The 12,395-nt window shown below is 60.3% G+C and carries 16 protein-coding genes; 4 read left to right on the top strand and 12 right to left on the bottom strand.

Annotated elements, in window-relative coordinates; all coding sequences use genetic code 11:
• Nucleotides 1–134: 134 nt before the first annotated feature.
• Both ACQZ5K_RS21285 and ACQZ5K_RS21280 read left to right on the top strand, forming a co-directional pair.
• On the top strand, nt 135–560 hold the full coding sequence (locus tag ACQZ5K_RS21285; RefSeq protein ID WP_448737480.1) for a DUF5330 domain-containing protein: 426 nt from the start codon (nt 135–137) through the stop codon (nt 558–560).
• Between the two features lie 197 nt (nt 561–757).
• Nucleotides 758–1,174 carry a SufE family protein gene (locus ACQZ5K_RS21280; RefSeq protein ID WP_003522298.1) on the top strand — a complete coding sequence of 139 codons (417 nt, stop codon included), beginning with the start codon at nt 758–760 and terminating at the stop codon, nt 1,172–1,174.
• A gap of 3 nt (nt 1,175–1,177) precedes the next feature.
• Here the strand turns inward: ACQZ5K_RS21280 and ACQZ5K_RS21275 are convergent, their stop codons facing one another.
• From ACQZ5K_RS21275 to ACQZ5K_RS21230, 10 genes are all read right to left on the bottom strand, one after another.
• Nucleotides 1,178–2,005: a DUF6456 domain-containing protein gene (locus ACQZ5K_RS21275; protein WP_448741331.1), complete on the bottom strand. Its 828-nt coding sequence runs from the start codon at nt 2,003–2,005 to the stop codon at nt 1,178–1,180.
• Nucleotides 1,998–2,420: a helix-turn-helix domain-containing protein gene (locus ACQZ5K_RS21270; protein ID WP_059753868.1), complete on the bottom strand. Its 423-nt coding sequence runs from the start codon at nt 2,418–2,420 to the stop codon at nt 1,998–2,000. The genes ACQZ5K_RS21275 and ACQZ5K_RS21270 overlap by 8 nt, the downstream gene beginning before the upstream one ends.
• A 391-nt stretch (nt 2,421–2,811) precedes the next feature.
• Nucleotides 2,812–3,240 (bottom strand): MucR family transcriptional regulator Ros, encoded by a 429-nt coding sequence (ros, locus tag ACQZ5K_RS21265; protein WP_003509257.1) that lies wholly within the window; start codon nt 3,238–3,240, stop codon nt 2,812–2,814.
• Between the two features lie 433 nt (nt 3,241–3,673).
• On the bottom strand, nt 3,674–4,006 hold the full coding sequence (gene mnhG, locus ACQZ5K_RS21260) for a monovalent cation/H(+) antiporter subunit G (protein ID WP_003522295.1): 333 nt from the start codon (nt 4,004–4,006) through the stop codon (nt 3,674–3,676).
• Entirely contained in the window at nt 4,003–4,389 is a 387-nt protein-coding gene (locus ACQZ5K_RS21255; RefSeq protein ID WP_003522294.1) for a cation:proton antiporter, read from the bottom strand. The genes mnhG and ACQZ5K_RS21255 overlap by 4 nt, the downstream gene beginning before the upstream one ends.
• Nucleotides 4,386–4,865 (bottom strand): Na+/H+ antiporter subunit E, encoded by a 480-nt coding sequence (locus ACQZ5K_RS21250; protein WP_003522293.1) that lies wholly within the window; start codon nt 4,863–4,865, stop codon nt 4,386–4,388. The genes ACQZ5K_RS21255 and ACQZ5K_RS21250 overlap by 4 nt, the downstream gene beginning before the upstream one ends.
• The gene (locus ACQZ5K_RS21245; protein ID WP_448741330.1) at nt 4,862–6,439 is read right to left on the bottom strand and encodes a Na+/H+ antiporter subunit D; all 1,578 of its coding nucleotides are present in this window, start codon (nt 6,437–6,439) and stop codon (nt 4,862–4,864) included. Before ACQZ5K_RS21245 ends, ACQZ5K_RS21250 begins: the two co-directional genes overlap by 4 nt.
• Before the next feature lie 18 nt (nt 6,440–6,457).
• Complete coding sequence (locus ACQZ5K_RS21240; protein ID WP_003509263.1) at nt 6,458–6,835, bottom strand: Na+/H+ antiporter subunit C; 378 nt, start codon at nt 6,833–6,835, stop codon at nt 6,458–6,460.
• Complete coding sequence (locus ACQZ5K_RS21235; RefSeq protein ID WP_127758187.1) at nt 6,835–7,254, bottom strand: Na+/H+ antiporter subunit B; 420 nt, start codon at nt 7,252–7,254, stop codon at nt 6,835–6,837. The genes ACQZ5K_RS21240 and ACQZ5K_RS21235 overlap by 1 nt, the downstream gene beginning before the upstream one ends.
• Complete coding sequence (locus ACQZ5K_RS21230) at nt 7,251–9,620, bottom strand: putative monovalent cation/H+ antiporter subunit A (protein WP_448741329.1); 2,370 nt, start codon at nt 9,618–9,620, stop codon at nt 7,251–7,253. Before ACQZ5K_RS21230 ends, ACQZ5K_RS21235 begins: the two co-directional genes overlap by 4 nt.
• 253 nt (nt 9,621–9,873) lie before the next feature.
• Between ACQZ5K_RS21230 and msrB the strand changes: the two genes are divergently transcribed.
• The gene (msrB, locus tag ACQZ5K_RS21225; protein ID WP_003522288.1) at nt 9,874–10,281 is read left to right on the top strand and encodes a peptide-methionine (R)-S-oxide reductase MsrB; all 408 of its coding nucleotides are present in this window, start codon (nt 9,874–9,876) and stop codon (nt 10,279–10,281) included.
• Nucleotides 10,282–10,398: 117 nt separating this feature from the next.
• On the top strand, nt 10,399–11,025 hold the full coding sequence (locus ACQZ5K_RS21220) for a LysE family translocator (RefSeq protein WP_080852483.1): 627 nt from the start codon (nt 10,399–10,401) through the stop codon (nt 11,023–11,025).
• Nucleotides 11,026–11,044: 19 nt separating this feature from the next.
• Here the strand turns inward: ACQZ5K_RS21220 and ACQZ5K_RS21215 are convergent, their stop codons facing one another.
• Both ACQZ5K_RS21215 and trhA read right to left on the bottom strand, forming a co-directional pair.
• Nucleotides 11,045–11,542 carry an N-acetyltransferase family protein gene (locus ACQZ5K_RS21215; protein ID WP_448741328.1) on the bottom strand — a complete coding sequence of 166 codons (498 nt, stop codon included), beginning with the start codon at nt 11,540–11,542 and terminating at the stop codon, nt 11,045–11,047.
• A gap of 116 nt (nt 11,543–11,658) precedes the next feature.
• Entirely contained in the window at nt 11,659–12,327 is a 669-nt protein-coding gene (trhA, locus tag ACQZ5K_RS21210) for a PAQR family membrane homeostasis protein TrhA (RefSeq protein WP_003522286.1), read from the bottom strand.
• Nucleotides 12,328–12,395: the final 68 nt, after the last annotated feature.

The following is a 12,395-nucleotide window of genomic DNA, read 5'->3' as shown; positions in this document are numbered from 1 at the left end:
GCCGCTTTTTGCAATCGGCTGTTCGCCGGTCGCGTGTAGCTTCTTTACAAGCCCGAAAAACGGGACAAAGGCCGATGACCCGAAACCGGGCGGGGCTTTAGAAAACAAAGATCATCTGGCAGGGTAGTCTGACAATGTGGTTTCTGATCAAGGGAACATTCTGGTTTTCGCTGGTGCTGGTGGCGCTGTCCTATTTCGGCAGCAGCAACGATCCGGCCAAGGAACCTTCGGCCTTCGATATTCCCAGCGCCGTTTCGGCCGCCGGTGAAGCCTATCGTTATGTCAGCGCCATCTGCATCGAAAAGCCCGATGTCTGCGTCAAGGGCGCCGAAACCTTCCATGCGCTCGGCGAGCGGGCAAAGGAAGGCGCAAAGGTGGCCTATGAACTGCTGGACAAGCAGCTTGCTTCCGGTGACAAGTCCGCCCCCGCCGCTGAACTCGCGGCCGAGACCGAAAAACTGGCCGAAGCCCCGGTCGTCAGCGTCGAATTTCCGAAGGATGCCGACATGCTGAAGACCGGCACCGTCATTCCCCTGCCGCAGAAGCGCCCGGCCCCCTGATACTGTTGCCCTGATCCTTGCCGGCCACCGCGCCGCCGCTCTTTTGCAGTCGAAGATATCCGGCTGCCGATTGCCTGCCAAACTTGCCCACGGAAACCTGTTTTCCGTGGGCTTTTTCATGGCCCATGGTTCAAAACCGGCCGCACTTCGCCTATATCCTAAGAAAGACCTGCAATAATGGATGATACGGCGCGCAAATGGCCTCTCTCGAAACGATCCTTGACGACTTCGCCTTCCTCGACGACTGGGAGGATCGTTATCGTTATGTCATCGAACTCGGCAAGGCGCTGCCCGATCTGCCGGAAGACAAGCGCACGGCCGAGAACAAGGTGCATGGTTGCGCAAGCCAGGTCTGGCTCGTCAGCCATAGCAATGGTGCGGAAGACCCTCTCCTGACCTTCGAAGGCGATTCGGATGCGCATATCGTGCGCGGCCTCGTCGCCATCGTGCTCGCCGTCTATTCCGGCAAGAGAGCCTCCGAAATCGCCGGTCTCGACGCCATTGAGGTGTTCGACAGGATCGGGCTGGTGGAACATCTGTCGTCGCAGCGCGCCAACGGCCTGCGCTCCATGATCAAGCGCATCCGCGAGGAAGCCCGGCTGCTGGCCGCCTGACCTTCACCTCTCCATCGACGGGCGATAATCTGCATCGCCCCAATGGTGATCCTTCCTGCCGGCGCGGGCCGCAGGCGGCGCATAATGGCGGGCAAGCGCCAACAGTGCGGCGCGCAGCAGCAGTTTTGCCGACCGCGCCGGCCATTGCCTTTCGCGCTCCACCGTCTCCAGCCCCTTTTCGAAGCAGCAGATATCGATGGCGACGCCCGACAGTTCAGGCCCCATCGCATCGGCCGCGCGGGAAAACCGCGTTCTTGCGGCCATTGCCGCCTCGGTGAGATCGAGCGCGCCTCCCGCCTCGCCTTTTGTGCGGTTCGCTATTCTCGGCTCCCATGTCGCCGTTACCTTCGGGTTGAGGTGACCGCGATGAAAATCGGCGGCGAGGCGCTCGCCCGCCTCCAGAGCATCCGCCGGGAAAAACGCCGCACCGTCCCGTTCCTTCAGCCTTGCAAGGCTGGTCAGGGGAGAGGTGTTGAGATTGCGCCGCGCCTGCTGCTTCGCATCGCCGACATCCACAATAACCGTCTGTATATGCCGGTGCTGTTCCTGAAAAACCTCGTCCCGGTCTTTTGCCATTGCGCGTTTCAGGCAGGCGGCGAGCGGCGGTGCGGCGGAAAGGGTGTTTTCCCGCCGCTCGACCAGCCCGGAGGAAATGGCAAACTGCACCGTCGCTGCCGGAAACCGCAGCGCCGTGTGGCCAGCCCGCGCCCGGCGCAGGACGATATCGCCGCCCTCCTGCGACATCTCGGCCGCGCCCGCGGCTATGCAACGCAACAGATGCAGGAGATGAGGGCTCGGGGAGGCAACCGGGGCGCTTTTTTCCTCACTCATCCCGGGCGCCTTTCATCGCGTTGAAGATACTGCCGGTGAGCCGCTCGAGCGCGGCGACGAACTCATCGAATGCCGGTTCGTCACGCCGGTCCTCTACCACCTGGCAGGCATGGCCCACCGTCGTCCTGTCCCGGCCGAAACATGGCCCGATATCCGACATGGGAATGCCCAGCTGCACATGGCACACATACATGGCGATCTGGCGGATGTGGCATTCCGTGCGCCGGCTGTCGCGGCGCACCAGCGTTCGGTCGCCCGTCAATTGCACCATCTCGCCGGTGAGCTGCCGTACCAGACGGCAAAGACGGGAAATCTCATCCCGCCCGGCCGCAGACGGCCAATGACGAAAGGGACGATCACCGACCCGCACGCAAGGCCGCGCGGCGGCAGGCAGAAACACAGTATCCGACGGCATATGCAACTCCTCTACGAATAGGAATTAATTCATACACCTGAGAGCAAGCATGGGGAAGCGCAAATTTGGCATGGAGGATTATGCGATTGATACGGCTTTATTTTTGCAGAGTTGATATGCGCAATAAAGGATTTTTTTCCTCAATCGAAATTTTGCGCGACATAAAAGTCGGTCGAGGGAACGGCTTCCGGGTCTGGTGCGATGCAGTTCTCGATCGCGAGAGACCCCTCTCACGGCGCAGACGCGCCATAGCTGGATGCCGGATATGGGCTGGCAGAACGGAGGTGAGGTCTTCGAACCCCAGAAACGAAATCGGCCGGTCAAAGGACCGGCCGTATTGCCTTGCGACTTCCGGCTATCTGTCAGGACAGCAGCCGGACCGTCTTTAAAATCAACGGCTGGCCTTGCGGCGCTGACCGAGACCCATTTCCTTGGCGAGCCGCGAGCGGGCTTCGGCATAGGCGGGCGCAACCATCGGATAGTCGACCGGCAGGTCCCATTTTTCGCGATATTCTTCCGGCGTCATGCTGTGATGCGTCGTGAGATGCCGCTTGAGCGACTTGAACGAGCCGCCACATTCCAAACAGACGATGTGGTCATCCTGAACCGACTTGCGGACGGAGACGGCAGGCTTCTGCTTTTCGACATTGACCGCCACCGATGCCGGTGCCGATGTTCCGCTGAGTGCCGTGTGAACATCCGAAATAAGGCCGGGAAGCTCAGTTACCGGAACGACGTGGTTGCTAACATAGGCAGCCACAATATCCGCAGTCAGTTCGACCAGCAGATCCTGGGCGTTACCGTATGCAGTTTCCGTCATTTAAGTATCTCCTGTTTATTGATCCCCTGACGCGGGCGAACGCCGCATCGAGCGATGTGAAGTTACCCGGTGCCCCACCTTCGCCTTGTTGAAACCAACATGAAACCTACCCCTAGATTTCGAGCGAAAACCGGAAACGAATTGGTCCGAGATTCAACTTATGGCCCGCGACATGGGCAGCAATGGTCCGATGGGCCATAGATTAGACATTAATAAAATGCCTATGCCGACTATGAAGAGGCTAGATGCAAATCGCGATTAGCAACTTTACACTTAATTTGGATAACAGCAAAACAGCAAAAGTCAAATTCCTATTGTGAATTTTTCAGTTCAAAACAGTCTAATCGGAATACAAAAAATTACGGGTAATAAAATACTATGCCAAGCAGTAATTGAAAATGAATACCCCCAATTATTAGGGGGATTTTCAACTTCAAATTTTCTTGATGTCATCAACTACCGATTTAACGGCAAGCGGATAACCTGCCTTGTGAGCGGCCATGGCAAGAAGATGTGCCGAGACCGGCGCGGTAAGGACAAAGAAGAAGAAACCGGCGAGCGCCCGCGCCAGCGTCGATATTTCCATGGAATGGATGCCGACAGCCAGAAGCAGCAGGCCGGACCCCACCGTTCCGGCCTTGGAAGCCGCATGCATGCGGGTATAGACATCCGGCAGCCGATTGAGCCCGATTGCCGCGATCAGCGAGAAAATGGCGCCTGAGACCAACAGCGCCGCAACCAGAATAGCCACGATCCAAGCCATCATCGCCTGCCCTTTCCTTTTCTGTTGGCGACACCTTTTTCCATATTTTTTTCAATGGCTTCAGATGCCCTTTCGCCATCGAGAACCGCCGCCGGCCTGCGCCGGCCGTCCGGGCCGCGCGACAGCACGAAGCGGGCGAAGGCCACCGTTGCCAGAAACCCGACCAGACCGAGCGCGATGGCAATATCGACGTAAAGATTGAAGCCGGTGCGGATGGCGATGACTGCGATAAAGCCGATGGCGATGCCCACCAGCATGTCGAGCGCAACGATACGGTCCGGCAAGGTGGGGCCGACGACGACACGATATACTGTCAGCAAAAAGGCGGCCGACAGAACAACCGATGCAAGTATAGTTGCAAATGAAACTATTTGTTCCGGCGTCATATCTGAAACGCCTCCATGATCTTTCTTTCAAAGCCGTTGCGGATGTCGTTTTTCGTGGCTTCGATATCGCTGCAATCGATCGCGTGCACGTAAAGCGTTTTCCTGTCCGCGGAAACATCGACCGAGAGCGTGCCGGGCGTGAGCGTGATGAGATTGGCGAGCAGCGTGATCTCGAAATCGGTCGTCACCGTCAGCGGATAGGCGAAAATGCCGGGCTGCACGTCGAGCTTCGGCCGGGTCACCAGCACGGCAACCTTCCATGCCGAGAGCGCCAGTTCCTTGAAGAACAGCAGCACCAGCGACAGCACGCGCACAAGCCTGAGCCAGTGGTTACGCCCGCCCGGAAGCTGGTGGCGGATGATGCCGAGCGCCAGCGTCGAAACGACAAGGGCGAAAATGATGTTCGCGAGCGTGACACTGCCCGTCACGGCGAGCCATACGGCAACGAAAAGCAATTGTACGAGATAGAGGCTCATGGTTTGCCCCCTTCGGTAAAGACCGACTGGATATAGGCCTGCGGATTACCGAGGCCTGCGGCCGCCTGCTGACTGAGATTGAGCAGGCTTTCCGGAAACAGGCCGAAGAATACCACCAGCAACGTCAGCCCCACCAGCGGCGCGAAAGACGGCGCTGCCGAGGGCGACGCCTGCGGCACGGAAGGCTGACCGGTGGATGCCGCAACGGGACGCCAGAAACACAAAAGGAAGATCCGCCCGAAAGCGATGGTGGCGATGAAGCCGGCGGCGAGAATGGCGCCGGCCAGCCACCATGCGCCGATATCGATCGCCGACTTGACCAGCACCGCCTTCGGCCAGAAGCCGGAAAAGGGCGGCAGGCCTGAACCGGCGAAAAACAGCGCCAGCGCCAGCGCCGAAAACCACGGAGCCTGCTGGTAAAGGCCTCTGAGTGAGGTGAGGCTGAAACCGCCGCCGAGGCGTGCTGCATGGCCGGCGGCGAGATAAAGCGCCGTCATCAGCACCATGGAATGCAGCGCGTAGAAAATGGCGCCTGTGACACCGGATGGGGTGCCGATGGCGATGCCGGCCATCATGTAGCCGATGCCTGATATGACGATGTAACCGAGCATGCGGCGGATATCGTTCTGGGCGAGCGCGCCCATGGCCCCGAGCACCATCGTCAACGCCGCCGAGATGGCGATGACGATGCTGAGTTCTTCCCGCTCGACCGGAAACAGCATGACCATGACGCGCAGCAGCGAATAGATGCCGACCTTGGTGAGCAAGCCGCCGAACAGGGCGGAAACGACAATGCGCGGCGTGTGATAGGAAGCGGGCAGCCAGAAGTTCACCGGGAAGGCGGCGGCCTTCATGGCGAAGGCGAGCACGAACAGACTCGCAAGCGTCATCAGCGGCGCCGAGCCGCGCAGCCCGGTCGCCTTCTGCGCGATATCGGCCATGTTGAGCGTGCCGAAGATGGCGTAGAGATAACCCACAGTTATCAGGAACAGCGTCGTGCCGATGAGGTTCAGAATGGCGTATTTCAGCGCGCCGTCGATCTGCTCGCGCGTCGAGCCGAGCACGATCAGGCCGAAGGACGAGATCAGCAACACCTCGAACCAGACATAGAGGTTGAAGATGTCGCCGGTCAGGAAAGCGCCGGTGACACCGGCCATCAAGAGCATCAGGAAGGGATAAAAACCGTATCGCCTGCCACTGGCGTCGATATCCGCGCCGGCATGGATGGCGCCCGCCAGTGCGACGATGGCGGCGGCGAGCGACAGCAGCGCGCCCGTCAGATCGGCGGTAAAGGCAATGCCGAAGGGCGGCAGCCAGCGGCCCATGACCATGGTGAAGGGGCCATGAGTGGCGACCTTCCACAAAAGCGCGGCATCGAGCAGCACCAGCAGGAACAGCGCCGCGATGGCGACGGTCGCGTGGTGGCGGATGGCGTGGCGCATCATCATCAGCACCGCGCCTGCGCCAATGCAGAGCGCGATGGGGAGAATGATCAGCCAGGCGGTGAGCGGCACGGGCGTCGTGACGAGCGCTGCGGAAAGGTCGGTGACTGCGGATGTGGTGGAGGATGCCATGTGTCTCAGCCTCGCCGCTCAGTAACCGAGCGGCGGCAAGGGCTCGCCTGCGGGTTCTGCGGTGCGCATTTCGTCCGTGTCGTCGGTCTGCAGTTCCTGAAACGCACGCCAGGTCAGCACCAGAAGGAAACAGAAGAAGGAAAAGGAAATGACGATTGCCGTGAGGATGAGCGCCTGCGGCAGCGGATTGGCCGCACCCGCGGGCAGCGTATCCATGCCGGGCGGAATGATCGGCGGCACTTCGCGCGTCAGCCTTCCTGCCGTGAACAGCAGAAGGTTCACCGCATTGCCGAGAATGGCGATGCCGAGCAGCATGCGGATGCTGTGGCGCGACAGCATGAGATAGATCGCCACCGAAAAGAAGATGCCGACGAGAATGGAGAAGACCGCTTCCATCAGTCGCTTTCCCTTTCTTCCAGCGCCAGCGCAATGGAGGTGATGGCGCCGACCACGACGAGATAGACACCGATATCGAAGGACATGACGGTGGAGAGCGGTATTTCGACGCCGAACAGGTTCGGATAGACCCACAGCCCGGTCATGAAGGGCACGCCGGCGGCGATGGAAACGAGGCCGGAGAGCATGGACAGCAGCAGCCCCGCCCCGGCAATCGACAGCGGATGAAACATGATGGCGCGCCTGACTGCGGTGACGCCATAAGCGATGCCATAGATCGCCAGCGCCGAGACCGCGATCAGGCCGCCGATGAAGCCACCGCCCGGCTCATTATGGCCGCGCAGCAGCACGAAGATGGAAAACAGCACCATAAGGCTGGTGACGACAGGGGCGACGGTGCGCAGAATGAGCGTGTTCATGCGCGCGCTCCTTTCTTCTTCGCGGTTTTGGCCGATCCTTTGACGGCAGCAGCCGGGCGGATGCGGATCAGCGCGAGAATGGCGAGACCCGTTATCATTACCACCGCGATTTCACCGAGCGTATCCGTGCCGCGGAAGTCGACGATGATGACGTTGACCACATTGGCGCCGTGGGCGATGACCTTGGAATAGGTGTTGTAGAAATCCGTCAGGCGGTTGTCGAAGCTCGCCTGCGTCGCGCGCATCAGGAACAGGGCAAAGCCGGTTCCGCAGGCGATGGCGATGGTGCTGTCCAGCAGCTTCTGGCCAAGGCCGCGATGGTCTGACGGCGACAGGCGAAGCCGCGTCATCACCAGCGTCAGGATGACCACCGACAGCGTCTCGACCATGAATTGCGTGAAGGACAGATCGGGCGCGCCGAAGAGCAGGAAGATGACCGCCACGGCAAAGCCCTGAATGCCGAGCGCGATGATGGCGGTGAGCCGGCTCGACGCCGTCAGCACTGCGATGAGCCCCGCCACGGCAATGGCAATGAAGGTCAACTCATGAACCGGCATATCGCGCGGCCAGGACGGCATGGACGGCAATTCGCCATAAAGGAACAGCGGCACCAGCAGCACGGCTGCGATGACGGCGAAGGTGGCGGTGACGTAAAATTCCAGCCTGCCCGGCTGAATGAGCCGGGTGATGTGGAACGAGACTTTCACCAGCATGTCGATGAAGACGTCAAAGCCCCTGTCCGGCCCCGCCCCCAGCACCTTGAAGGTGCGGTCGATCAGTCCACGGACGACGGAAAGCTGCGTATAAAGGACGATGCCGAGCGCGATGGTGAGCAGCGACAGGCCGAGCGGCACGCCGATATGGGGAATGAGCGAGATTTCCACCGGACGCGCCTCACCGGCAATGGCGCTTGCCATCGGGGTGGAGATGTAGAAATGCGCGATGCCGGAAAAGAGCGCAATCGTCAGCCCCTTCAGCGCCAGAAGCGCCGGGCCGAGCCAGAGCAGCAGCGGGCCTTCATGCGCGTGTTTCGGGGTCTTCACCGGCTTGCCGAGGAAGGGTTTCAGCGCCACCGCAAAGGCGACGGCGAACATCAGCCCGTTGCCGAGGATAGCGATGCCGGTGAACAGCACGGCGCGCGGATTGCCATGCGCCAGCGCGTAATAAATCTCTTCCTTGGCGAGAAAACCGAAGAAAGGCGGCAGGCCGGCCATGGAAATCGCAGCCGCCAGCGCCGCCGCAAAAGTGATCGGCATGGCTTTTCGCAGGCCGCCGAGCTTCGTCACATCGCGGGTGCCGGTCTCATGGTCGATAATGCCGGCGACCATGAACAGCGCGCCCTTGAACAGCGAATGTGCCACCAGATAAAGCACCGCCGCCTCGATGGCATGGTCGGAGCCGAAACCCGTTAGCATGACCAGCAGGCCGAGCGACGACACCGTCGTATAGGCGAGCATCAGCTTGAGATCGGTCTGGCGCACGGCCAGCAGCGCGCCGGTGAGCATGGTCAGCCCACCGAAGAAGGGCAGCAGGATTTGCCAGGCGGCGGTATCGCCGAGAACCGGGTTGAGCCGCATCAGCAGATAGACGCCGGCCTTCACCATGGTTGCCGAATGCAGATAGGCGGAGACCGGCGTTGGCGCTTCCATGGCGTTGGGCAGCCAGAAATGGAAGGGAAACTGCGCCGATTTGGTGAAGGCGCCGCCGAGAACCAGAAGCAGCGCGGCCAGATAAAACGGGCTGTCGCGCAAGACATCGCCGCCGCGCACCAGCATCGACAGTTGCGTCACGCCGCTGATATCCCAGATGAAAATCAGCCCGGCGAGCAGCAGCAGACCGCCGCCGCCCGTCACCACCAGCGCCTGCAGCGCGGCGCGGCGCGAGGCGGCGCGCTCATGGTCGAAGCCGATCAGCAGGAAGGAGGTGATGGAGGTGAGTTCCCAGAAGACGAACAGCATCAGCAGGCTGTCGGAAACCACGACGCCCAGCATCGCCCCCATGAAGAGCAGCAGGAACGACAGGAACCGGTCCTGCTGCGGATGGCCTTTCATATAACCGCCCGCATAAAGCACGATCAGCAGGCCGATGCCGGTGATCAGCAGCGCAAAGGTCAGCGACAGGCCGTCGATGAACCAGGAGAAGCTGAGATTGAAACTCGGCACCCAGGCATAACCGCCGGTCACCACCCCGCCTGCCGCGATCTCGGGCAGCATCAGCGCAAAATGCGCAAAAGCGAGAGCAGGCGCAATCGCCAGGACCCACGCCGCATTGTGACCGAACCTTTTCACCAGGACGGGTGCGGCTAGCGCTGCCAGGAACGGCAGAAACAGCGACAGGAATGTCAACGGCGTGACATCTGATGTCATTCACATCTCCCGGGATGTCCCCCATCCCTGCGCGCCAATAATAGCGTTCTTCTTCAAATCGTTTTTTCAGTTAGAGCGCATTTCCGGACGGAAAACCGGGCTCCACTTTTCCTGGAAATGCTCTAAGGCATAGACAAAGCCATCTCAACCCAAATCGGTACTCCCGGCCCATAACGAACGCGTTATGACGCCCATCCCCTTTCAATCCGCCTCCGCGATGACTATTTGAGGCGGGAACAGAAAGGATCATTCCATGAGCGATCTGACATCCCCAAAAATCAAAAAGAGCGATGCCGAATGGCGTGAGCAGCTGACGCCGGAGCAATATCGCATCCTGCGCGAACACGGCACCGAGCGCGCCTTCACCGGGCCCTATTGGGATACATTCCAGAAAGGCCTCTATCGCTGTGCGGCCTGCGACGAGCCGCTGTTCCTCTCGGATACGAAATTCGATGCCGGCTGCGGATGGCCGAGCTATTTCGAACCGGTAAAGCCGGGCGCCGTGACGGAACATCGCGACGCCAGCTACGGCATGGTGCGCACGGAAATCCGCTGCGCCAATTGCGGCGGCCATCTCGGCCACGTCTTCCCGGACGGCCCGAAGCCCACCGGCCTGCGTTATTGCATCAACGGCCATTCGATGGTGTTCGAGCCGGTTTGATAAAAGATGAGATGAAAGGCCGGCTGCCCCTGCCGGCCTTCATCGCAGAAATGGCTGTCTCGACAGCCGGACCGGAGAGTGAGATCATCGCCGTCTCACTCCTTCCGGATCATCGCCATGACGCTCGAAACCATCCTCATTTTCATTCCCGCCTGCTTTGCCCTGAACATGGCCTTCGGGCCGAACAATCTTCTGTCGATGACGGTGGGCGCTCGCTACGGCATGGCGACGGCGGTTATGGCGGCAAGCGGCAGGCTGGTCGCTTTCGCGGGTATGATCGCGATTGCAGCCCTCGGGCTCGGCGCACTTTTGATGGCGTCCGAGATGATGTTCTCACTGATCAAATGGATCGGTGTTGTTTATCTGCTGTGGATCGGCTTCAAGCTCATCCGCTCGAAGGCTGAGGTTGCCGCCCCCGATGTATCCTCGGCCAACGGCAATATCCTCAAAACCTATCTGCGGCAGGAGTTTTTCGTCGCCTCCGGCAATCCCAAGGCTATTTTGATCTTCACGGCCTTTTTCCCGCAATTTATCCAGCAGGACGCCTATTGGCAGAGTTTCGCCACGCTCGGCGCGATTTTCCTGCTGCTCGAGGTGGTGGCGATTGCGGTTTATGCCTTTGTCGGCTCACGCCTGTCCGGTCTCATGCGCAATGCGCGCGCCTTGAAGCGCGTCAACCGGATCAGCGGCTCGATGATGATGGCCTTCGGCGTCATGCTTGCCTTCGCCCGGCGCCCGGCCTGAAGGAAATCCGGCCAGCCTGCTAGCCTAATTTCAGCTCCATGCACGTCAAATCCAGCCAGCGGCCGAACTTGGTTCCGACTTCCGAAAACCGGCCGACGACCCTGAAGCCGAGGCTTTCGTGCAGGCGGATGGAGGCAGTGTTTTCCGCCTCGATGGCGGCGATCAGCACATGCACGTCGTTGCCGGAGGCATGATCGATCAACGCCTGCATCAGCTTTTTGCCGATGCCGTGGCCGCGCGCATCCTTATGCACATAGACCGAATGTTCGCGGGTGTGGCGATAACCGTCGAAAGCGCGCCAGTCGCCATAGGAAGCATAACCTGCGACCTTGCCGTCGAGGATTGCGACGATGACCGGAAAGCCGCGTGACTTGCGGGCGGCGAACCATTCCCTGCGGTTTTCCAGATCGACCAGCACGTCGTTCCAGATCGCCGTCGTGTTCAGCACGGCATCATTGTAAATCTCCATGATGCCGGAGAGATCGTCCACGGTCGCGTCGCGCAGTTGCACGCTCATTGTCGTTCACCCTTTTTCCTGCTTGCAGCGGCGGTATTTTCGTCCGCCATCTGCACGAGGATTAGGCGATGATGCGAATGGCTGTCCAGTACCCATGCGCCATCGGGGCGCATTCTTCAGGATGCCAGCGGCACGAGGCTGAAGGAGGTGACCACGGCGAAATAATGAACGGCGGCGGCGGCGACCACGAAAGCGTGCCAGATGGCATTCTGGAAGCGCAGCTTTTCCCAGACATGGAAGATGACGCCGAGCGAATAGATGACGCCGCCGGCGACGATCAGCCAGAGCGTGACGGGTGCGAGATGCGACGACAGCGGCCCGACCACCATGACGCCGCTCCAGCCCATGGCGAGATAAAGGCCGATTGCGACCCGGTCGTAACGGCCGGGAAACAGGCATTTGAGCAGGATGCCGCACAGCGCCGCGAGCCAGATCAGCCCCAGCATGACGGCGATCAGCGGATCGTGGATGCCGCGCATCAGAAAGGGCGTATAGGTGGCGGCGATGAGGATGAAGATCGCCGAATGGTCCAGCCGGCGCAGGAACCATTTCACCCTGGAGTGCGGCCAGATATTATAGGTGAAGGACACGGAGAGACAGGCGACGAGGCCGAGACCGTAAATCCATGCGGCGGCGATCGCGCTGAGCGTCCCCCAGGCGGTCGCGTAGAAAATCAGCGCCGTGGCGCCGATAAGCGCAAACACGATGCCAACACCATGGACGATGCCATCGGCGACAATCTCGTGAAAATCATACTGGCGCCCGAACCGCCATAAATCGCTCATAGTCCAATCCCGTCTGCGTGCTGTCCTCAAAGCATGGAGACAATATTAGACAGGAACAAGACAGCGCC

This window comes from Agrobacterium sp. 22-226-1 (assembly GCF_053522345.1).
The sequence above is the reverse complement of the archived record's forward strand: the minus strand, read 5'-3'. Positions and strand labels throughout refer to the sequence as shown.

Bases quoted from the DNA above. Each gene is read 5' to 3' on its own strand.
- ACQZ5K_RS21285 (WP_448737480.1), top strand. From the start codon at position 135: ATGTGGTTTCTGATCAAGGGAACATTCTGGTTTTCGCTGGTGCTGGTG.
- ACQZ5K_RS21280 (WP_003522298.1), top strand. From the start codon at position 758: ATGGCCTCTCTCGAAACGATCCTTGACGACTTCGCCTTCCTCGACGAC.
- ACQZ5K_RS21275 (WP_448741331.1), bottom strand. From the start codon at position 2,005: ATGAGTGAGGAAAAAAGCGCCCCGGTTGCCTCCCCGAGCCCTCATCTC.
- ACQZ5K_RS21270 (WP_059753868.1), bottom strand. From the start codon at position 2,420: ATGCCGTCGGATACTGTGTTTCTGCCTGCCGCCGCGCGGCCTTGCGTG.
- ros (WP_003509257.1), bottom strand. From the start codon at position 3,240: ATGACGGAAACTGCATACGGTAACGCCCAGGATCTGCTGGTCGAACTG.
- mnhG (WP_003522295.1), bottom strand. From the start codon at position 4,006: ATGATGGCTTGGATCGTGGCTATTCTGGTTGCGGCGCTGTTGGTCTCA.
- ACQZ5K_RS21255 (WP_003522294.1), bottom strand. From the start codon at position 4,389: ATGACGCCGGAACAAATAGTTTCATTTGCAACTATACTTGCATCGGTT.
- ACQZ5K_RS21250 (WP_003522293.1), bottom strand. From the start codon at position 4,865: ATGAGCCTCTATCTCGTACAATTGCTTTTCGTTGCCGTATGGCTCGCC.
- ACQZ5K_RS21245 (WP_448741330.1), bottom strand. From the start codon at position 6,439: ATGGCATCCTCCACCACATCCGCAGTCACCGACCTTTCCGCAGCGCTC.
- ACQZ5K_RS21240 (WP_003509263.1), bottom strand. From the start codon at position 6,835: ATGGAAGCGGTCTTCTCCATTCTCGTCGGCATCTTCTTTTCGGTGGCG.
- ACQZ5K_RS21235 (WP_127758187.1), bottom strand. From the start codon at position 7,254: ATGAACACGCTCATTCTGCGCACCGTCGCCCCTGTCGTCACCAGCCTT.
- ACQZ5K_RS21230 (WP_448741329.1), bottom strand. From the start codon at position 9,620: ATGACATCAGATGTCACGCCGTTGACATTCCTGTCGCTGTTTCTGCCG.
- msrB (WP_003522288.1), top strand. From the start codon at position 9,874: ATGAGCGATCTGACATCCCCAAAAATCAAAAAGAGCGATGCCGAATGG.
- ACQZ5K_RS21220 (WP_080852483.1), top strand. From the start codon at position 10,399: ATGACGCTCGAAACCATCCTCATTTTCATTCCCGCCTGCTTTGCCCTG.
- ACQZ5K_RS21215 (WP_448741328.1), bottom strand. From the start codon at position 11,542: ATGAGCGTGCAACTGCGCGACGCGACCGTGGACGATCTCTCCGGCATC.
- trhA (WP_003522286.1), bottom strand. From the start codon at position 12,327: ATGAGCGATTTATGGCGGTTCGGGCGCCAGTATGATTTTCACGAGATT.